This window comes from Burkholderia mayonis (genome assembly GCF_001523745.2).
Classification (GTDB): domain Bacteria; phylum Pseudomonadota; class Gammaproteobacteria; order Burkholderiales; family Burkholderiaceae; genus Burkholderia; species Burkholderia mayonis.
Window position 1 is genome coordinate 490,922 of record NZ_CP013387.1, and the last position, 19,770, is coordinate 510,691.

At 69.9% G+C, this 19,770-nt stretch carries 16 protein-coding genes and 3 pseudogenes; 11 read left to right on the top strand and 8 right to left on the bottom strand.

The features are described from left to right. Window positions 1–155: 155 nt before the first annotated feature. From WS70_RS20710 to WS70_RS33665, 5 genes and pseudogenes are all read right to left on the bottom strand, one after another. Complete coding sequence (locus tag WS70_RS20710; protein WP_059596493.1) at window positions 156–1,187, bottom strand: Ldh family oxidoreductase; 1,032 nt, start codon at window positions 1,185–1,187, stop codon at window positions 156–158. After that, window positions 1,180–2,772, bottom strand: coding sequence for an aldehyde dehydrogenase (NADP(+)) (locus WS70_RS20715; RefSeq protein WP_059596494.1), 1,593 nt, complete (start codon window positions 2,770–2,772; stop codon window positions 1,180–1,182). Before WS70_RS20715 ends, WS70_RS20710 begins: the two co-directional genes overlap by 8 nt. 73 nt (window positions 2,773–2,845) lie before the next feature. Next, window positions 2,846–4,471, bottom strand: a complete 1,626-nt coding sequence (locus WS70_RS20720) for an APC family permease (RefSeq protein ID WP_059472544.1) — start codon at window positions 4,469–4,471, stop codon at window positions 2,846–2,848. A gap of 396 nt (window positions 4,472–4,867) precedes the next feature. Then, window positions 4,868–5,788 (bottom strand): dihydrodipicolinate synthase family protein, encoded by a 921-nt coding sequence (locus WS70_RS20725; protein ID WP_059472545.1) that lies wholly within the window; start codon window positions 5,786–5,788, stop codon window positions 4,868–4,870. A gap of 10 nt (window positions 5,789–5,798) precedes the next feature. After that, window positions 5,799–5,982: pseudogene (locus tag WS70_RS33665) on the bottom strand (hypothetical protein). 57 nt (window positions 5,983–6,039) lie between these two features. On the opposite strand from WS70_RS33665, the gene WS70_RS20735 reads away from it, so the two are divergent. The 5 genes from WS70_RS20735 to WS70_RS20755 are packed head-to-tail and all read left to right on the top strand — an operon-like array spanning window position 6,040 to window position 10,514. Further along, on the top strand, window positions 6,040–6,972 hold the full coding sequence (locus WS70_RS20735; RefSeq protein ID WP_059472546.1) for a 4-hydroxyproline epimerase: 933 nt from the start codon (window positions 6,040–6,042) through the stop codon (window positions 6,970–6,972). Next, a complete protein-coding gene (locus WS70_RS20740) occupies window positions 6,969–8,102 on the top strand; it encodes an NAD(P)/FAD-dependent oxidoreductase (protein WP_059472547.1) in 1,134 nt (377 codons plus the stop codon). Before WS70_RS20735 ends, WS70_RS20740 begins: the two co-directional genes overlap by 4 nt. After that, on the top strand, window positions 8,099–8,332 hold the full coding sequence (locus WS70_RS20745; RefSeq protein WP_059596495.1) for a (2Fe-2S)-binding protein: 234 nt from the start codon (window positions 8,099–8,101) through the stop codon (window positions 8,330–8,332). Before WS70_RS20740 ends, WS70_RS20745 begins: the two co-directional genes overlap by 4 nt. Beyond that, the gene (locus WS70_RS20750; protein ID WP_059596496.1) at window positions 8,329–9,621 is read left to right on the top strand and encodes an NAD(P)/FAD-dependent oxidoreductase; all 1,293 of its coding nucleotides are present in this window, start codon (window positions 8,329–8,331) and stop codon (window positions 9,619–9,621) included. Before WS70_RS20745 ends, WS70_RS20750 begins: the two co-directional genes overlap by 4 nt. Before the next feature lie 35 nt (window positions 9,622–9,656). Then, window positions 9,657–10,514: an AraC family transcriptional regulator gene (locus WS70_RS20755; protein ID WP_059472550.1), complete on the top strand. Its 858-nt coding sequence runs from the start codon at window positions 9,657–9,659 to the stop codon at window positions 10,512–10,514. 427 nt (window positions 10,515–10,941) lie between these two features. Here the strand turns inward: WS70_RS20755 and WS70_RS20765 are convergent, their stop codons facing one another. Continuing rightward, window positions 10,942–11,211, bottom strand: a complete 270-nt coding sequence (locus WS70_RS20765; RefSeq protein ID WP_059472551.1) for a hypothetical protein — start codon at window positions 11,209–11,211, stop codon at window positions 10,942–10,944. A gap of 288 nt (window positions 11,212–11,499) precedes the next feature. Then, window positions 11,500–11,625: pseudogene (locus WS70_RS33060) on the bottom strand (transcriptional regulator GlcC); the annotation flags it as partial. Here WS70_RS33060 and glcF point away from each other — a divergent pair. The 4 genes and pseudogenes from glcF to WS70_RS20795 form a co-directional block, all read left to right on the top strand. Next, window positions 11,624–11,776: pseudogene (gene glcF / locus WS70_RS20775) on the top strand (glycolate oxidase subunit GlcF); the annotation flags it as partial. The pseudogenes WS70_RS33060 and glcF sit on opposite strands and share 2 nt — an antisense overlap. Before the next feature lies 1 nt (window position 11,777). Continuing rightward, window positions 11,778–12,191 (top strand): heme-binding protein, encoded by a 414-nt coding sequence (locus WS70_RS20780; RefSeq protein WP_059596498.1) that lies wholly within the window; start codon window positions 11,778–11,780, stop codon window positions 12,189–12,191. 22 nt (window positions 12,192–12,213) lie between these two features. Next, on the top strand, window positions 12,214–14,388 hold the full coding sequence (locus tag WS70_RS20785; RefSeq protein ID WP_059596499.1) for a malate synthase G: 2,175 nt from the start codon (window positions 12,214–12,216) through the stop codon (window positions 14,386–14,388). Between the two features lie 178 nt (window positions 14,389–14,566). After that, complete coding sequence (locus WS70_RS20795; protein ID WP_059596500.1) at window positions 14,567–16,216, top strand: L-lactate permease; 1,650 nt, start codon at window positions 14,567–14,569, stop codon at window positions 16,214–16,216. Window positions 16,217–16,295: 79 nt separating this feature from the next. Here the strand turns inward: WS70_RS20795 and WS70_RS20800 are convergent, their stop codons facing one another. Then, entirely contained in the window at window positions 16,296–18,182 is a 1,887-nt protein-coding gene (locus WS70_RS20800) for a bifunctional sugar phosphate isomerase/epimerase/4-hydroxyphenylpyruvate dioxygenase family protein (protein ID WP_059596501.1), read from the bottom strand. A 257-nt stretch (window positions 18,183–18,439) separates the two neighbouring features. On the opposite strand from WS70_RS20800, the gene aroQ reads away from it, so the two are divergent. Further along, window positions 18,440–18,895 carry a type II 3-dehydroquinate dehydratase gene (aroQ, locus tag WS70_RS20805; protein WP_059472557.1) on the top strand — a complete coding sequence of 152 codons (456 nt, stop codon included), beginning with the start codon at window positions 18,440–18,442 and terminating at the stop codon, window positions 18,893–18,895. Beyond that, window positions 18,892–19,746: a shikimate dehydrogenase gene (locus WS70_RS20810; RefSeq protein WP_059472558.1), complete on the top strand. Its 855-nt coding sequence runs from the start codon at window positions 18,892–18,894 to the stop codon at window positions 19,744–19,746. Before aroQ ends, WS70_RS20810 begins: the two co-directional genes overlap by 4 nt. The last annotated feature ends 24 nt before the right edge of the window (window positions 19,747–19,770 follow it).

Genomic DNA, 19,770 nt, shown 5'->3' on the forward strand with positions numbered 1-19,770 from the left:
ATGCCGGCGATTCTACAGGACGGCGGAACGCCGAAAGGCGGGGGCGATATCGTGGAAATCGGCAATTGCGGGCCGGCGGCGAACGATGCGTGGGGGCGCGTCGCTCGCTTGCGCGGGGCGGCAGGCGAGCGACGTCCGGTGACGCGGACGATCGGTCAATCGAGCAGCGCGAGGATCTCGTCGTGGAGCCGGACCGGAATCCGCACGCCGTTCGCGACGCTGCGCGCGCGTGCGTCGAAGCGCCGTTGCGACGGCAGCCGCGCGCCCTGCGCGACGATCGCATCGAGCATCCGCTCGCCGCGCGCGAGGCCCGCGTCGAGATCGTCGCCGAGGAACACCTTCGGATCGAATGCGACGACGAGCTCGCCATGGCACGGCGTCGCGCCGACGCCGTCGTCGAACGCCATCGATTCGAGACTCGTCATGTCGCCGATCAGCGCGCCGCCGAGCAACTCGACCATCGCCGCGAGCGCCGAGCCCTTGTGGCCGCCGAACGTGCGCATCGCGCCTTGCAGCGCGGCCTTCGGATCGGTGGTCGGCTCGCCGTTCGCGTCGATCGCCCAGTGCGGCGGAATCGGCTTGTCCGCTTTCGCGTGCAATTCGATGTCGCCGCGCGCGATCGCGCTCGTCGCGAAATCGAACACGAACGGTAGACCGCCCGGCCGGGGCCACGCGAACGCGAGCGGGTTCGTGCCGAACACCGGCTTCGCGCCGCCTTCCGGCGCGACCCAGCTATGGCTCGGGTTCATCGCGAGGCCGGCGAGGCCGTGCGCGGCGATCGCCTCGACTTCCGGCCACAGCGCGGAGAAGTGATAGCAGCGGTTGATCGTCATCGCCGCAATGCCGTGCCGCCGCGCCATCTCGACGAGCACCGGCAGGCCGGTCTCGAACGCGAGCAGCGAGAAGCCGCGATGCGCGTCGACCGACACGATCGACGACGAGCGCCGGCGCAGCGTCGGCGCCGCCCGCGGATCGACCTTGCCGACGCGCAGCGAGCGCACGCAGACGAGCAGCCGGTAGACGCCGTGCGAATGGCATTCGTCGCGCTGGCCTTGCGTGACGACGTTCGCGATCGCCTGCGCGTGCGCGTCGGACAGCCCGTGGTGCGTCAGCACGCGCAGCGCGAGCGCCTGCACGTCGTCGAGCGACAGGACGACGTCTTGCGCGAGATCTTGCGGATCAGGCATCGCGCGGCTCCCGCGGCGCGATCGCGCCGTCGATGCGTTGAGGAACACGCAGCGGGTTGCCGTCCCGGATCGCGTCGGGCAGCAGCGCGGCGGGCAGGTCCTGATACGACACCGGCCGCAGGAAGCGCTCGATCGCGCGCGCGCCGACCGACGTCGTGCGCGTGTCCGACGTCGCCGGGAACGGGCCGCCGTGCACCATCGCGTGGCCGACTTCGACGCCCGTGCCGAAGCCGTTGACGAGAATGCGGCCGGCCTTGCGCTCGAGCGTCGGCAGCAGCGTGCGGAAGAGCGGCGCGTCGCCGTCGCCGAGATGCGCGGCGATCGTCAACTGGCCTTCGAGCGACTTCAGCACGCGGTGCAGCGTGTCGGCGTCCGGGCAGCGGACGATCAGCGACGCCGGGCCGAACACTTCGTCGCGCAGCTCGGCGTGCGTCATGAACGCGTGCGCCGTCGTCGCGAACAGCGCGGCGCGCGCCTGATGGCGATCGCCCGCGGGGCCTTCGCCGAGCCGCTCGACCGCGTCGTGCGACGCGAGCCGCGCGACGCCTTCGCCATAGCTCGCATGGATGTGCGGCGTGAGCATCGTTGCCGGCGCGGCCGCGTCGACGGCGGCCGCGGCCGCGGCCTCGAACGCGCGCAACGCCGGGCCGTCGAGCGCGAGGATCAGCCCCGGATTCGTGCAGAACTGCCCCGCGCCGAGCGTGAGCGACGCGGCGAACTGCTGCGCGATCGCGCCGTGCCGCGCGGCGAGCGCGTCGGGCAGCAGCAGCACCGGATTGATCGAGCTCATTTCCGCATAGACCGGAATCGGCTCGTGGCGCGCAGCCGCGATGTGCATCAGCGCGACGCCGCCGCGCCGCGAGCCGGTGAAGCCGACCGCCTTGATGCGCGGATCGGCGACGAGCGCCTGGCCGATCTCGCGCGACGCGTCGAACAGCAGCGAGAACACGCCGGTCGGCAGCCCACATTCGCGCACGGCCGCCTGGATCGCGCGGCCGACGAGCTCGGAGGTGCCCGGATGCGCGGAATGCGCCTTGACGATCACGGGGCAGCCGGCCGCGAGCGCGGACGCCGTGTCGCCGCCCGCGACCGAGAACGCGAGCGGAAAGTTCGACGCGCCGAACACGGCGACAGGCCCGATCGCGACGTTGCGCAGCCGCAGATCGACGCGCGGCAGCGGCTTGCGGTCCGGGCGCGCGGGATCGATCCGCGCGTCGAGGAACCCGCCGTCGCGCACGATCGACGCGAACAGCGCGAGCTGCCCGACGGTGCGCGCGCGCTCGCCTTCGATCCGCGCGCGCGGCAGTCCCGATTCGGCGACGCAGCGTTCGATCAGTGCGTCGCCGAGCGCGATGATGTGCCGGCCGATCGCGTCGAGAAACGCGGCGCGCGCGTCGAGACGCGTTTCTCGATACGCGTCGAATGCGTCGTCGGCGAGCGCGCAGGCCGTTTCCAGGTCGTGCAGGCTCGCGCCGCCGAATGCGGGTTCGAGCGGCGCGCCGGTCGCGGCCTCGATCGCGCGGAATGCGCCGTTCTGCCCGAACGCCGCCGATTGACCGATCAAAAGCTGGCCTGTGAGTCGCATGGTTTTTCCTCGAAGCGTGCAGGCCGGGCTTGCCGGCCCGGCCGATGAAAAAGAAAGAAGGATGTGTGGCGCGTCAGTCCTCGTCGTCGGCGAGCCGCAGCTTCGCGGCCGGCACGCCGGTATGCGCGCCCCAGTAGTAGATGACGAGCGCGATGACCGCGACGACGACGGTGTCGTACGGATGCGCGAGCTGTCCCGTGCCGCCGAAGCCGCCGAAATACGACGCGGCGATCATCAGCGCGTAGAACGCGATCAGCCACAGCGACGAGCGCACTTGCTCGGCGAGGCTCAGATGCGCGGTCGGCACCCAGCGGCGGCACGCGAGATAGATGACGAACATCGCGATCTGCAGGCCGAGCAGCCAGGACACCGTGCTCCAGCCCGACCAGTAGACGATCAGCGCGGCGATCACGAACGACGCGGGGCCGGTGATCGCGAACGCGCTTGCGCGGAACGGCCGCGGCAGGTCGGGCGCGGTGCGCCGCAGCGCGGCGACCGAAATCGGCGCGACCGCGTAGCTCAGCACGAGCGCGGCCGACACGATGTTGATGAGCGCCTCCCACGACGGAAACGGCATCGTCCAGAACACCGTGAGGCCGAACGTGAGCCACAGGCCCGCGCGCGGAATGCCGGACGCCTCGTCGACACGCGTGAACACCTTGAAGAACGTGCCCGTCTTCGCCCAGCCGTAGACGACGCGCGGTGTCGCGTTCATGTAGATGTTGCCGCAGCCGGAGGGCGAGATCATCGCGTCGGCGACGACCATATACGCGAGCCAGCCGACCCCGAGCGCGAGCGCGATGTCGCGATACGGCAGCGAGAAAGCCTTGCTGACGTCGTGCCAGCCGCCCGCGAGCATCGCAGTCGGGATGCTGCCGATGAACGCGAGCTGCAGCAGCACGTAGATCAGCGTCGACAGCAGGATCGACAGGATCAGCGCGATCGGGATCGTCCGCTGCGGATTGCGCACCTCGCTCGCGACCGACACGATCGGCGTCAAGCCCAGATACGCGAAGATGATGCCGCCCGCCGACACGGCCATTTCGATGCCGGGCATGCCGAACGGCGCGAAGCCGTGCATCGTCAGGTTCGCGGGCTTGAAGAACGCGAACAGCACGCCGATCACCGACAGCGGCACGACGAACTTGAAGATGCTGATGATGTTGTTCGCCTTCGCGAACGTCTTCACGCTCGAATAGTTCAGGTAGAAGAAGAAACAGAGGAGGGCGGCCTGCACGAGCCAGCCGAGCGTCGTCGGATTGCTCGAGCCAACGACTGTCAGGCCCGGAAACCACGCGGCCGCGTATTGGCGCGCGGCGACGACTTCGATCGCGATCAGGCTCGAGAATGCGATCAGCGTGATCGCGCCCATCAGGTAGCCGAGCAGCGGGCCGTGCGAGAACACCGGATAGCGGACGACGCCGCCCGCGCGCGGCAGCGCGGCGCCGAGCTCGCAATAGACGATGCCGAGCAGCAGCACCGCGAAGCCGCCGAGCAGCCAGGAGAGGATGCCGGCCGGGCCCGCGATCGTCGACACGTGGCTCGCGGCGAACAGCCACCCTGAACCGAAAATCGCGCCGAGGCCGATGAACGTCAGATCGGTCAGCGAAAGCTGTTTCTTGAACTTGCCGTGTCCGGCTTCGGGAGGCGCGGACCGCGCGAGCGGCGCGGATCGATGAACGTTGCCTTGGGCGGGCATGGGCTTGTCTCCATTTGATTGGTGATTTCGTTTCGGGCTGCGGCCGGAGGCGCGGCGGCTTGCGCGCGCCGCGGCTGAGGCGGTCGGCCTCGTCGGGGCGAACAAGTGGGGCCGACGGGCGGCCGGAGCGATACGGTTGGCGGGCGGTACTTCGCGCGGTGCGTTGCGGCGGGGGCGCGGCGCGGCCGTCGCGCGTGACGGAAAGCGGCGCGCGCCCGTTCGCGGGCGGCGGGCGGCGCGAACCGTGCGGCGCGAACCATCCGGCGCGAACCATCCGGCGAGAACCATCCGGCGAGAACCGGCGGGCGCAAACCGGCGGGTGCGCGATGGCGTGTCCGCGGCGGCGTGCCCGCGTCGCCGGGGCGATGCGCCTCGGCCGGCCGCCGGGCGCGTCGGTCAGAGACCGACGTCCGGCAGCGCCGGACGCGCGGCGAGCGCCTTCGCGACGATCGCCTTCACTTCGTCGAGCGTGTCGCCTGAGAGCGCGAGGCGCGGCGGACGCGTGACCGCGCTGCCGCGGCCGACGAGCGCTTCGCACAGCTTGATGCACTGGACGAGGTCCGGACGCGCGTCGAGATGCAGCAGCGGCATGAACCAGCGATACAGCGCAAGCGCTTCGTCGAAGCGCTTTTGCTTCGCGAGACGGAACAGCGTCTCGCCTTCCTTCGGGAATGCGTTCGACATCCCCGACACCCAGCCTTCCGCGCCGACCGCGATGCTCTCGACGACGACGTCGTCGAGGCCCGCGAACAGCACGAAGCGGTCGCCGACCGCGTTGCGCAGGTCGATGAAGCGGCGCGTGTCGCCCGACGAATCCTTGAAGCAGACGATGTTCTCGCAGTCCTGAAGCGCGATCAGCACATCGGGCGTCACGTCGTTCTTGTAGATCGGCGGGTTGTTGTAGACCATCACCGGCAGGTCGGTGCCCGTCGCGACCGCGCGGAAGTGCGCGGCCGTCTCGTGCGGCTTCGCCGAGTAGACGAGCGCGGGCATCACCATCACGCCGTCGACGCCGACGCGCGCCGCCTCGCGCACCGTGTTGCGCGCGAACTCAGTCGTGAATTCGGCGATGCCGGCGATCACCGGGATCTTGCCGCCCGCGGCGTCGCGCGCCGCCTCGATCACCGCGAGCTTCTCGGCCGTGCTGAGCGACGTGTTCTCGCCGACCGTGCCGCAGACGACGAGGCCCGACACGCCGTCGTTCACCAGGTTCTTCACGACGCGGTGCGTCGCGTCGATGTCGAGGGAGAAGTCCGGCTTGAACTGGGTGCTGACGGCGGGGAACACCCCGCTCCACTGAATGGCGTTACGGCTCACTGAGAATCTCCTACGTTCGAATGGGATGGCCGACGGGCGTCGTCGGAGCGAGAACCAGTATCGCTGTCGATGCGCCGCGAGGCTTGAGGCTTTTCCAGCCGTGAAAAGATGAAATCGGCACAATCGGGGCGCGATCGCCGGCGCGTGCGCCGGCCTGTGCCGATTTCGTCGCGCGCATCATCGAAAACCCACAAGCGGCGGGCGGCGCCACAGGGGAAGCTGTGCGCCTTTCCACCTTGAATCGACGCGACATGAAGCACATCCACATCATCGATTCGCATACGGGCGGCGAACCCACGCGCGTCGTCGTGTCCGGCTTTCCGGCGCTGGGGGACGGGCCGATGGCCGAACGCCTCGCGGCGCTCGCGCGCGACCACGACCGTTTTCGCGCGGCGTGCATCCTCGAGCCGCGCGGCAGCGACGTGCTCGTCGGCGCGCTGCTGTGCGAACCGGTCGCGGCCGACGCGGCGGCCGGCGTGATCTTCTTCAACAACGCGGGCTATCTCGGCATGTGCGGGCACGGCACGATCGGCCTCGTGCGCACGCTGCATCACATGGGCCGCATCGCGCCCGGCGTGCACAGGATCGAGACGCCCGTCGGCGATGTCGAGGCGACGCTGCACGACGATCTGTCGGTCAGCGTGCGCAACGTGCCCGCTTACCGGCATCTCAAGGACGTCGTCGTCGACGTGCCGGGACACGGCGCGGTGACGGGCGACGTCGCGTGGGGCGGCAACTGGTTCTTCCTCGCGAGCGACCACGGCCAGCGCGTCGCCGGCGACAACGTCGCGGCGCTGACCGCGTATGCGTCTGCGGTGCGCGCGGGGCTCGAACGCGCGGGCGTGACGGGCCGCGACGGCGCGGAAATCGATCACATCGAGCTGTTCGCCGACGATCCCGAGCACGACAGCCGCAGCTTCGTGCTGTGCCCGGGCCACGCGTACGACCGCTCGCCGTGCGGGACCGGCACGAGCGCGAAGCTCGCGTGCCTCGCCGCGGACGGCAAGCTCGCGCCCGGCGCGGTGTGGCGGCAGGCGAGCGTGATCGGCAGTGTGTTCTCGGCGAGCTACGCGCCCGCCGACGGCGGCATCGTGCCGACGATTCGCGGCAGCGCGCACCTCGCCGCCGAGGCGACGCTCCTGATCGAAGACGACGATCCGTTCGGCTGGGGCATCGCGTCGTGACGGATTCGCAGACCGACGTCGTCGTGATCGGCGCGGGCATCGTCGGCGCGGCGTGCGCGCACGAGTTCGCGCAGCGCGGGCTGCGCGTCGTCGTCGTCGACGACGGCAGCGGCGGCGCGACGGGCGCGGGGATGGGCCACCTCGTCGCGATGGACGACAACGCGGCCGAGCTCGCGCTCACGCATGACTCGATCGCGCTGTGGAACGCGCTGCGCGACGCGATGCCCGACGGCTGCGCGTACCGCAACTGCGGAACGCTGTGGCTCGCGGCCGACGCACACGAGATGGACCTCGCGCGCGCGAAGCAGGCGGCGCTCGCCGAGCGCGGCGTCGCGGGCGAGCTGATCGATCGCGCGACGCTCGCGGCGCTCGAGCCGATGCTGCGCGCGGATCTCGGCGGCGCGCTGAAGATTCCGGGCGACGGCATCCTGTACGCGCCCGCCGCCGCGCACTGGCTGCTGCACCGGCTGCCGGGCGTCGCGCTGCGCCGCGCGAAAGCCGTCGCCGTCGAAGGCCCGAGCGTGACGCTCGAAAGCGGCGACACGCTGCGTGCGGAGCGCGTCGTCGTCGCGAACGGCGTCGCGGCGCGCGCGCTGCTGCCCGAGCTGCCGCTGCGGCCGAAGAAGGGCCATCTGCTGATCACCGACCGCTATCCGGCGCAGGTGTCGCATCAGCTCGTCGAGCTCGGCTATGCGGCGAGCGCGCATGCGAGCGACGGCACGTCGGTCGCGTTCAACGTGCAGCCGCGGCCGACGGGGCAACTGCTGATCGGCTCGTCGCGGCAGTTCGACACCGAGGACCCGCGCGTCGAGGCGCCCGTGCTCGCGCGGATGCTGCATCGCGCGGTCGGCTACCTGCCCGCGCTCGCCGGCCTGAACGGCATCCGCGCGTGGACGGGCTTTCGCTCGGCGAGCCCCGACGGCCTGCCGCTCCTCGGCGAGCATCCGTCGCAGCGCGGCCTGTGGCTCGCGGTCGGGCACGAGGGGCTCGGCGTGACGACCGCGCCCGGCAGCGCGCGCGTGCTCGCCGCGCTGATGTTCGGCGAGCGCGCGGCGATCGACGTCGAGCCGTACTCGCCGGGGCGCTTCTTGTCGACGTCGAAATCGGCCGTGACCGGAGCGCTTCAATGATCATTTATCTGGATCGCCGCGCGCTGACCGTGGCCGACGGCATGACCGTCGCGGCCGCGGTCGCGCTGAGCGGCGACGACACGACGCGCACGTCGTGCAGCGCCGCCGCGCGCGCGCCGTTTTGCGGAATGGGCATTTGCCAGGAGTGCAGCGTGACGATCGATGGACGGCGCCGGCTCGCGTGCCAGACGCTCTGCCGCGAGGGCATGCAGGTGGAGCGGACGCGATGACGAACGAGCATCTGACGGTCGATGTCGCGATCGTCGGCGCGGGGCCGGCTGGGCTCGCCGCCGCGCAGGCGGTCGCGAAGCGCGGCTGCACGGTCGCGATCGTCGACGACAACCCGCGCGCGGGCGGGCAGATCTGGCGGCAGGGTCCGGATGTCGCGCCGAGCGCGCCGGCGCAGGCGAGCCTCGACGCGCTGCGGCGGCCGAACGTGCGCCATCTCGCGGCGACGCGCGTCGTCGCCGCGCCGCGGGCCGGCACGCTGTTGCTCGAGGATACGGAACATGGGCTGCTGCTCGGCTACCGGAAGCTGATTCTGTGCTGCGGCGCGCGCGAGCTACTGCTGCCGTTCCCCGGCTGGACGCTGCCCGGCGTGACGGGCGCAGGCGGGCTGCAGGCGCTGATCAAGGGCGGCATGCCGGTGCGCGGCGAGCGCGTCGTGATCGCGGGCAGCGGGCCGCTCCTGATCGCATCGCTCGCGACCGCGCGCGCGGCGGGCGCGAAGGTCGTCGCGGTCGTCGAGCAGGCGCCCCTCGATGCGCTCGTGCATTTCGCGCTGTCGCTCGCGGCGACGCCGTCGAAACTCGCGCAGGCGGCGCGCCTGACGCGCGGCTTCGCCGGCACGCGCTATCTGACGGGCGCGATCGTGCGCGAAGCGCACGGCGATGCGCGGGTGCGCGCGGTGACGATCGAACGAAACGGTGCGCGCGAGACGCTCGACTGCGACCGCGTCGCATGCGGCTTCGGCCTCGTGCCGAACCTGACGCTCGCGCTGGCGCTCGGCTGCGCGGTGCGCGACCGGGCGATCGCGATCGACGACGCGCAGCGCACGTCGGTCGAGCACGTTCATGCGGCAGGCGAATGCACGGGCATCGGCGGCGTCGAGCTCGCGCGAATCGAAGGCGAGCTCGCCGGGCTCGCGGCGAGCGGCGCGGACGCGACGCCGGACGGCCGCGCGCGCTTTGCCGCGTTGCTGCGCCGCCGCGAGACATGGCGGCGCTTCGCGGCGCGCGTCGCCGATGCGTTCGCGCTGCGCGAAGCGGCCCGCACGCTGCCGCCCGACGATACGCTGCTGTGCCGCTGCGAGGACGTGACGATCGGCGCGGTGCGCGCGCACGCATCGGCGCGCGGCGCGAAATTGCAGACGCGCTGCGGGATGGGCGCGTGCCAGGGGCGCGTGTGCGGCGCGGCGGCGCACGCGTATTTCGGCTGGGACGACACGCCGCCGCGCCCGCCGTTCTCACCTGCGCGAATCGATACGCTGCTCGTCGCGGCGGACGATGCGCTCCTATAATCGACGCCATCCGTGTTTCGACGCGCGAGATCCGTATGATGACCTTGCTTGCCGTACCGCCCGAGAAGTCGTCCGCCACGTCGGCCGTCTCCACGGCGGCCGTCTCCACAGCCGCCGCGTCGCCATCGGCTTCGGCGCAGCCCGCCGCGCCGGACGGCGACGACGGCTTCGCCGCGATGCTCGCGCACTTCGTGCAGCTCGAGCCGGTGTTCGATGCGCTGCCCGACGTCGCGTTCTTCGTGAAGGATGCGCACGCGCGCTACGCGCTCGTGAACCGCACGCTCGCGCAGCGCTGCGGCTACAAGGACAAACGCGACCTGTACGGCAAGGCCGCGGACGAAGTCTTTCCGCGCCGCTTCGGCCGCAGTTACGTCGAGCAGGATCTGGCGATCATCGCGGGCGGCCGGCAACTGACCGACCAGTTGGAGCTGCATCTGTACTCGGGCCGCCAGCCCGGCTGGTGCCTGACCTGCAAGGAGCCGCTGCGCAACGCGCAGGGGAAGATCGTCGGGATCGCGGGGCTGTCGCGCGACCTGCGCGCGCACGAGAGCTCGCACCCGGCATACAGCCGCATCGCGGACGTCGTCCGCTACATCCACGCGCACTACGTGCAGCCGCTGAACCTGAAGCACCTTGCCGCGATGGCGGGGATGTCGGTCGCGCAGCTCGAACGCTACTTCCACAAGGTGTTTCATCTGACGCCGCGGCAGATGCTGCTGAAGGCGCGGCTCGACGCGGCGACGGCGTTCCTCGTCACGCACGACAAGGTGACGGACGTCGCGGCGCTGTGCGGCTACACCGACCATAGTGCGTTCACGCGTCAGTTCAAGGCGACGGTCGGCGTGACGCCGACCGAGTATCGGCTGATGCTGCAGGAGGGGCGAGGGGCTTGAGCGCGGGCGTCGCGCCTGGGAAACGCTTGGCGCGTGCGGTGCGCGCGATGTCGAGGCGCGATGGGGCCGCGAGCGGACGGGCTTGTCGAGCGCAGCGCTGGAGGAATGCCGGCGGATTGAGAAACGGGGCGACGGGCGCGCCGGGAGCCGAGCGCTCGATCGCTCGGCCATCAAACGTTCAAGGGCCGACGAACTCGATAATTCCGGAAGCCGGAAGCCGGAAGCCGGAAGCCGGAAGCCGGAAGCCGGAAGCCGGAAGCCGGAAGCCGAAAAGCGAAAAGCGAAAAGCGAAAAGCCAAGAACCCGACAGCCAAAGCGCGTCACCAAGAGCCGCCGGCAAAAACAAACCGGCCGACCGGCCGGTCATCGTCGGAACGTCGGCGCGCTCGACCGGCATCGCCCGGCCGTCGCCGCATCGATCGGACGATTACCGATACCCGAGGCCCTTCAACACGGCGGTGCCGTTTTCCGTCAGACGAAAGGACGGCGCCGCGTCCATGTCGGAGCGGACCATCTCGACGAGGCCGGCTTCCTGCAGCGCAGGCAGCTCCGGCTTCGCATTCGCGCCGATCGGCGCGTGCAGCATGATCAGCAGCGTCGCGATCTCGTGATGGCTGAGCAGGCGGCGCAGCATGGTTTTCGGTTTGGCCGGGGGGGCGGCCGGGCGGACCGCGGCAGATGTGTCGACGGTGCTCATGGCGAACCTCCTGAACGGGTATTGGTCACGGATGGTGCCGACGCAGACTTAAACGATTCTTAAAGTGGCGGGGATGCGCCGAACGGGGGGGTTACGGCGTGTAACAGCCTCGCCGGACAAGGATCACAACGGGGCCGGACCACGCCGCGCGGACGTGCGCGAAGCCGCTTGGCGATGTTGCGACGCCGCACATTCACGCCGGCCGGAAGCCGGAAGGCAACACACGCCCCGACGCACTCGCCCGCACTGCCGGGCACGCCGCCCGCGCCGCCGTTGTGCGGCGCGCCGTCACTTCCACCCTTCGAGACGCAGCGTCGCGCGCACGAGCCGCTGCTCCTCTTGCTCGATTTCCCGCAGACACTCGACGACGCTCTTGATGTGCTCGCTCGCCGCCTTGCGCGCCTGCTCGGGCAAGCTCGCCGCGCTCGAAGCCGATCGTCCCGACGAGATCGTGACCGAGAACGTCGGCTGCGAATCGCACCTGAACGGCGCGGGCCGCACGCGCGTGCGCCACTGGATCGAGCTCGTCGATTCCCTTCATACTCCTGACCACGAGAATTCCTGACATGCAGACGAAACCCATGCTCGGCCGCGCCGAGGTCGAACGCACCCTCGAAGCCGCCCGCGCCGAAGCGGCGCGCAACGGCCGGGCCATCGCGATCGCCGACGACGGCGGCCATCCGCTCGGGCTCTCGCGCTTCGACGGCGCCTCGCCCTCGAGCGCGTACATCGCATTGGAAAAAGCACGAACTTCCGCACTCGGCCGCCGGGAGACTAAGCTCTATGAAGACATGATCAACGGCGGCCGCACCGCGTTCCTGAGCGCGCCGCTCGCGGCGACGCTCGAAGGCGGCGTGCCGGTGATCGTCGACGGGCAGGTCGCGGGCGCGGTCGGCGTGTCGGGCGTGAAGTCCGATCAGGATGCGCAGATCGCGAAGGCCGCGTGCAGGGCGTCGCCGCGTGAGCGTGGCGCCGAATGAAGTGGATGAGGGAGAAAGCAGGATGATCGAACAACACGGACTCCGGGTCGACGAAGGTCTCGCCCGGTTCATCGAGCAGGAAGCGATGCCCGGCACGGGCGTCGACGCCGACGCGTTCTGGCAGGGCTTCGCCGCGCTCGTGCACGATCTTGCGCCGCAAAACCGCGCGCTGCTCGCCGAGCGCGACCGCCTGCAGCGCGAGCTCGACGACTGGCACCGCGCGCATCCGGGGCCGGTGCGCGACGTGCGCGACTACCGTGTGTTCCTCGAGCGGATCGGGTATCTGGTGCCGCCGCCCGGGCGCGTTGCGGTAACGACTGCGAACGTCGACGGCGAGATCGCGTCGCAGGCGGGGCCGCAGCTCGTCGTGCCGCTGTCGAACGCGCGCTACGCGCTGAACGCGGCGAATGCGCGCTGGGGCAGCCTGTACGACGCGCTGTACGGTACCGACGCGCTGCCCGAAGACGACGGCGCGACGCGCGCCGGCGCGTACAACCCGGTGCGCGGGCAGCGCGTGATCGGCTACGCGCGCGACTTCCTCGATCGCGCGGCACCGCTGCTGCACGGCTCGCACCGCGATGCGCTCCGCTACCGCGTCGAAGACGGCACGCTCGCGGTCGACACGCGCGACGGCGCGAAGACGCTCGCGCGCCCGGGCCAGTTCGCCGGCCACCAGGGCGAGGCCGATTCGCCGGCCGCCGTGCTGCTCAAGCATCACGGGCTGCACATCGAGATCCGGATCGATGCGTCGACGCCGATCGGCAACGGCGATCCGGCGCACGTGGACGACGTGGTGCTCGAAGCGGCGGTGAGCACGATCATCGATTGCGAGGATTCGGTCGCGGCGGTCGACGCGGACGACAAGGTGCAGCTCTACCGGAACTGGCTCGGGCTGAATCAGGGCACGCTGACCGAGGCCGTGGACAAGGGCGGGCGCACGTTCACGCGCCGCCTGAACGCGGACCGCGAATACCGCGCGCCCGACGGCTCGACGCTGACGCTGCATGGCCGCTCGCTCCTGTTCGTGCGCAACGTCGGACATCTGATGACGACGAACGCGGTGCTCGACCGTGACGGCAACGAGATCCCGGAAGGCATCCTCGACGGCGTGGTGACGACGCTTTGCGCGATGCACGACCTGAAGTCGAAGCGCAACTCGCGCACGGGCTCGATCTACATCGTGAAGCCGAAGATGCACGGGCCGGCCGAAGTCGCGTTCGCGGACACGCTGTTCGCGCGCGTCGAGGATCTGCTCGGACTGCCGCGCCACACGATCAAGATGGGAATCATGGACGAGGAGCGACGCACGAGCATGAACCTGTTCGCGTGCATCGCGGCGGCGCCGGCGCGCGTCGCGTTCATCAACACGGGCTTTCTCGATCGCACGGGCGACGAGATGCACAGCGCGATGGAAGCCGGGCCGATGTACCGCAAGGGCGACATGAAGTCGTCCGCGTGGATCGCCGCATACGAGCGCAACAACGTGCTGGCGGGCCTCGCTGCCGGGCTGCGCGGTCGCGCGCAGATCGGCAAGGGCATGTGGGCGATGCCGGACCTGATGCACGCGATGCTCGAGCAGAAGATCGCGCATCCGCGCGCGGGCGCGAACACCGCATGGGTGCCGTCGCCGACCGCAGCGACGCTGCATGCGCTGCACTACCACGAAGTCGACGTGCAAGCGGTCCAGCAGGCGCTCGAAACGACCGACTACGCGCGCGAGCGCGATGCGCTGCTCGACGGCCTGTTGACGATTCCCGTCGTCGAGCGCGTGGCGTGGAGCGGCGACGAGATCCGCGCCGAAGTCGAGAACAACGCGCAAGGCATCCTCGGCTACGTCGTGCGCTGGGTCGAGCAGGGCGTCGGCTGCTCGAAGGTGCCCGACATCCACGACGTCGGCCTGATGGAGGACCGCGCGACGCTGCGCATCTCGAGCCAGCACATCGCGAACTGGCTGCGTCACGGCGTCGTGACGCGCGCGTTCGTCGACGAGGTGTTCGAGCGGATGGCGCGCGTCGTCGATGCGCAGAACGCGGGCGATCCGAATTATCGCCCGATGGCGCCCGATTACGCGAACTCGCACGCGTTCCGCGCCGCATGCGCGCTCGTGCTGGAAGGCCGGGCGCAGCCGAGCGGCTATACCGAGCCGCTGCTGCACCGGTACCGGCTCGCGTTCAAGCGGCGCCTGAAAGCGGGTTGACGCGACGGGCGGGCGCTCCGGCGCCCGCCGCCCATCTGACATCCGACATCCGACATCCGACATCCGACATCCGACATCCGACATCCGACGACGGCCCGCGCATGGAGCATGCGGCGCCCGATGCAAGCCGACAACAAGAACGACATAAAAACCATTCCGAGGGGAGATAGGAGACAACATGAACCCTTCATTCGCACTACCGGCGGGGACGGCGTTCGCCCAGCCGCTGACCCCCGTCGGCAACTCGCTCGTCTTGTCGTTTCTCGTCGCCGTGCTGCCGATCGCGGTCGCGCTCGCGATGCTCGGGCTGTTCCGACGCCCCGCGTGGCAGGCGTCGCTCGCGGGCCTCGTGACCGGCGTCGTCGTCGCGATCGCCGTCTGGGGCATGCCCGCCGGGCTCGCGCTGAACGCGGTCGGCGCCGGCATGGCGCTCGCGCTGATTCCCGTCATGTGGATCGTCTTCAACGCGCTGCTGCTGTACAACATCGCGGTGAAATCGGGCCGCTTCGATCAGTTCCGCCAATGGATGCTCGATCATCTGCCCGACGATCGCCGCCTCGTGCTGCTCGTCGTCGCATTCTCGTTCGGCTGTCTGCTCGAAGGCATCTCTGGGTTCGGCACGCCGGTCGCGATCACGAGCGCGCTTCTGGTCGCGCTCGGCTTTCCGGCGATCGAGGCGCTCACCTTCGCGCTGATCTTCAACACCGCGCCCGTCGCGTTCGGCGCGCTCGGCGTGCCGATCACCGTGCTCGGCGCGGTCACGTCGCTGCATCCGGACACGCTCGGCGCAATGGTCGGCCGCCAGTTGCCGTTCTTCGCGCTGTTGCTGCCGTTCTACGTCGTCGGGATCTATGGCGGCGTTCGATCGATCGGCAAGCTGTGGCCGGCGCTCTTCATGTCGGGCGGCAGCTTCGCGCTCGCGCAGTTCGTCACGTCGAATTTCATCAGCTATCAGTTGACCGACGTGCTGTCGTCGCTGACGTCGCTGATCGTGACGATCGGATTCCTGAAGATCTGGAAGCCGCAGCCCGATCCGCGGTTCGCGATCGCGCGCGGCGACGCCGCCGTCGGCGTGGGCGCCGCGCGCGATCGCGTCGGCTACGGCGGCTGGCTGCCGTGGCTCGTCGTGTCGGTGATCGTGATCTTCTGGGTGCACGCGGGCGTCGCCGCGATCGGCGACATGAAGATCAAGTGGCCCGGCCTGCACAACGTCGTCTACATGACGCTCTATCACAAGTCGTATGCGGCGATCTGGGACTTCCAGCCGCTCGGCACCGGCACCGCGATTCTATTGTCGGCGATCGTCACGGCCGTGTGGACGCGCACCGGCGTCGGCAGCTTCTTCGGCTGCGTCGCGCAGACCTGGCGGCAGACGCGCATCGCGATCGTCACCGTGATGATGATCGTCGGGCTCGCGTATCTGCTCAACTACTCGGGGATGAGCTACACGCTCGGGATGGGCGTCGCGTCGACGGGCGCGCTGTTCCCGCTCGTGTCGGCGACGCTCGGCTGGATCGCGGTGTTCTTGTCGGGCAGCGACACGTCGGGCAACGCGCTGTTCGGCAATCTTCAGGTGGTCGCCGCGCGGCAGCTCGGCTTCGATCCGGTGCTGATGGCCGCGACCAACTCGTCGGGCGGCGTGATGGGCAAGATGATCTCGCCGCAGAACATCGCGACCGGCGTGTCGACGACGGATCTGAAGGGACAGGAAGGCGTCGTGTTCGCACGGACGTTCTGGCACAGCGTGTTCCTCACGCTGCTGCTCGGCGTGCTCGTGTTCCTGCAGCAGCACGTGCTGAGCTGGATGATTCCGGCGCTGCCGCATTGACGGCGGGGTGGCGGCCGCGCGCCGCCCGTTGCGGCGCGGCGCGCGGCGGGCGTCATGCGCGCGGCCGCCCGCGCCGCGCTCACTTCCTCCGCTGCGCCTGCGCGGCGAGCCGCACGGCCGCGTTCGCCGCGCCGTATCCGTCGTAGCCGCCGCGCCGCTCGACGATCTCGAACGAAAAGCGGTTGTCGACAAGCTCGGTGTACGCATGCAGGAACTCGCCGCCCGTTTCGTCGCGGTCGTACAGCAGGTGGTGGCGGCTCAGCATCGCGATCGTCTCGTCGGGCAGCGCGTAGCGCGCGGCGAGATCGTCGTAGTAATTGCGGGGAATCCGCAGGAACGGCACGCCGTCCGCCGCGAATTCGGCGATCGCCGCGACGATGTCGCCGGTGCGGAACGCCACGTGATTGAGACCCGTGCCGCGATAGCGATGCAGCGACTCGACGACGGCCGTATGCCGGTCCACCGATGCGTTCAGCGCGATCCGCACCGAGCCGTCCGGGCTGCGCACCGCGCGGCTGCGCACGAGCCCGTATGGATCGGGCACGAGCCAGTTGCGCTCGGCCTCGAAGCCGAACGCGGTCTTGAAGAACAGCACCCAGGTGTCGAGCGCGTCGGCGGGTAGCGTGAGGCACACGTGATCGATGCCGGCCAGCGGGCCGACTTCGCTCGGCCCGTCGACGTCGGTCAGCACGAAATCCGATTCGTACAGCGTCGGCGCGCCGGGCGCCTCGTCGACGAAATACTCGAGGCTGCCGTCCGGCGCGCGCACGCTCTGCAACTCGCGCTCGTTCGGGCCGACGCGGCCCGAGAACGGCGTGTAGCCGTAGCCCGCCGCGCGCTCGAACGCGAGCCGCGCGTCGTCGACGCGAAACGCCGACGCGCACAGCGACAGCCCGTGCGCCTGGAAGAACGCGTCGGCGAACGAGTCGCGCTCGGCGTTCAGCACGATCGACGCCGCGCCGTGCTGATACAGCGTCACGTCCTTCGACCGGTGGCGGCCCGCGCGCCTGAAGCGCAGCTTGCCGAGCCAGCCGGCGACGTTGTCGGCCGCGGCCGCGTCGACCGCGAATTCGATGAACTGGAAGCCGACGTGCGCGGGGGCGGGCGGCGGCGCGAAGAGGGGTTGCGAAGGCTGCCGCGCGGCGCGCGCGAGCCGCGCGCGCGCCGTCTCTTCGAGATACAGCAGCGACCGATAGCCGTCGGCGGCCGTCGGCGCGGGCGGCGCGGCGCGAAAGCCGTCGTTGAAGATCTCGAGCGACAGCGGTCCTGCGTAGCCCGATTCGATCACGCGCGCGGTGAAGCCCGCGACGTCGAAATCGCCCTGGCCCGGAAACGACCGGTAATGGCGGCTCCATTCGAGCACGTCCATCGCGAGCTTCGGCGCGTCGGCGATCTGCACGAACGCGATCCGCTCGCCCGGAATCCGGACGATGCCGTCCGGCGAGTCGTCGAGCGACAGCGTGTGGAAGCTGTCGAGCGCGAGCCCGAGATGCGGATGGTCGACCGCGTCGACGAGCCGCCACGCGTGCCCGTACGTCTTCACGATCCGCCCCCACGCGAGCGCCTCGTACGCGACGACGACGCCCGCCTGCTGCGCGGCGTGCGCGAGCGCGCCCAACTGGTCGACGAGCAGCGATTCGTCGCCGATCGTGTCCGGCGCCACGTTGCTGCAGACGAGGATGCGATCCGTGCCCAATTCGTGCATCAGGTCGAACTTGCGCTTCGCGCGTTCGAGGTTGCGCGCGAGCCGTTCGGCCGGCACGCCCTCGAAGTCGCGGAACGGCTGGAACAGCACGATCTTCAGGCCGAGATCGGCGGCGATGCGGCGGACGTCGGCGGGCGAGCCGTCGAAATACAGCAAGTCGTTTTCGAAGATCTCGACGCCGTCGAAGCCCGCCGCGCGGATCGCGCTGAGCTTTTCGGCGAGCGTGCCTGACAACGAGACGGTGGCGATCGAGCGCTGCATGGTCGGTTTCCTGCGGACGAAGGACGGTGCGCGATCGGCTGCGGCGCACGGCCGGATGGACGGCGGATCGCCGATCGCGTCCCATCGAGGATCGGATAGGACGCTGGTCGCGCATTATACAAACTAACTAGATGGTACAAATTATAGAAAACCCGCAAAGACATTGCGTGCGCGCAAGCGCACACTGACGCCGAATCTTGACGATGCCGCCGTGCTCGTCTACGGATACGTACCCGTTTTTCACTGGAGTGTCATACATGAGCAAGCCGAAGGTGCTGGTCCTGAACGGGCCGAACCTGAACCTGCTGGGCAAGCGCGAGCCGCACATCTACGGCGCGGAAACGCTGCAGGACGTCGAGCGCCGCTGCGCGGACGCCGCGCACACGCTCGGCCTCGCGCTCGAGTTTCGCCAGTCGAACGCCGAGCATGAACTGATCGACTGGCTGCACGAAGCGCGCGAGCGCGTGCAGGGTGTCGTGATCAATCCCGCCGCGTACACGCATACGTCGGTCGCGATCGCCGATGCGCTTTCGGCGCTCGGCAAGCCGATCATCGAAGTGCACATCTCGAACATCCACCGGCGCGAGGCGTTCCGGCACCATTCGTTCGTGTCCGCGGTCGCGGACGGCGTGATCTGCGGCTGCGGCACCGACGGCTATGTGCTCGCGCTGCAGCGGATCGCGGCGCTGATCGGGCGGGAGGGCGCGCGATGACCGCACGTTCGTTTCTGATCGGCCTGATCGGCTCCGGAATCGGCGGCTCGCTGTCGCCTGCGATGCACGAGGAGGAAGGGCGCCGCCAGGGCTACAACTACGTGTACCGGCGCATCGATCTCGACGCGCTGCGGCTGTCGGTCGATGCGCTGCCCGAACTGCTGACGGCCGCCGAGCGGATGGGCTACGACGGCCTGAACATCACGCATCCGTGCAAGCAGCGCGTGATCGAGTTGCTCGACGAACTGTCGCCAGACGCGGCCGCGCTCGGCGCGGTCAACACGGTGCGCTTCGCCGACGGCCGGCGGATCGGCCACAACACCGACTGGTCGGGTTTCGCAAAGGCGTTCGCGCGCGGGCTGCCGGGCGCGCCGCTCGAGCGTGTCGTGCAGCTTGGCGCGGGCGGCGCGGGCGCGGCCGTCGCCCATGCGGCGCTGACGATGGGCGCGGCGGAGCTGGCGCTGTTCGACGTCGACCCGATGCGTGCGCGGACGCTCGCCGACCAGTTGCAGGCGCGCTTCCCGCAAGCAGGCTTGAGCGCGGGCGGCTCGCTCGCCGACGCGCTCGCGAACGCGAACGGCCTGATCCACGCGACGCCGACCGGGATGCTGAAGCATCCCGGCCTGCCGCTGCCCGCCGAACTGCTGCACCGCGACCTGTGGGTCGCGGACATCGTCTACTTCCCGCTTGAAACCGAACTGATCCGGACCGCGCACGCGCTCGGCTGCAAGACGCTGCCGGGCGGCGGAATGGCGGTCTACCAGGCGGTCGACGCGTTCGAGATCTTCACCGGCCGCGCGCCGGACGCCATGCGGATGCTCGAGCATTTCCAGGCGCTCGTCGGACGCTGAATCCCTCATTAACTAGACAGATTA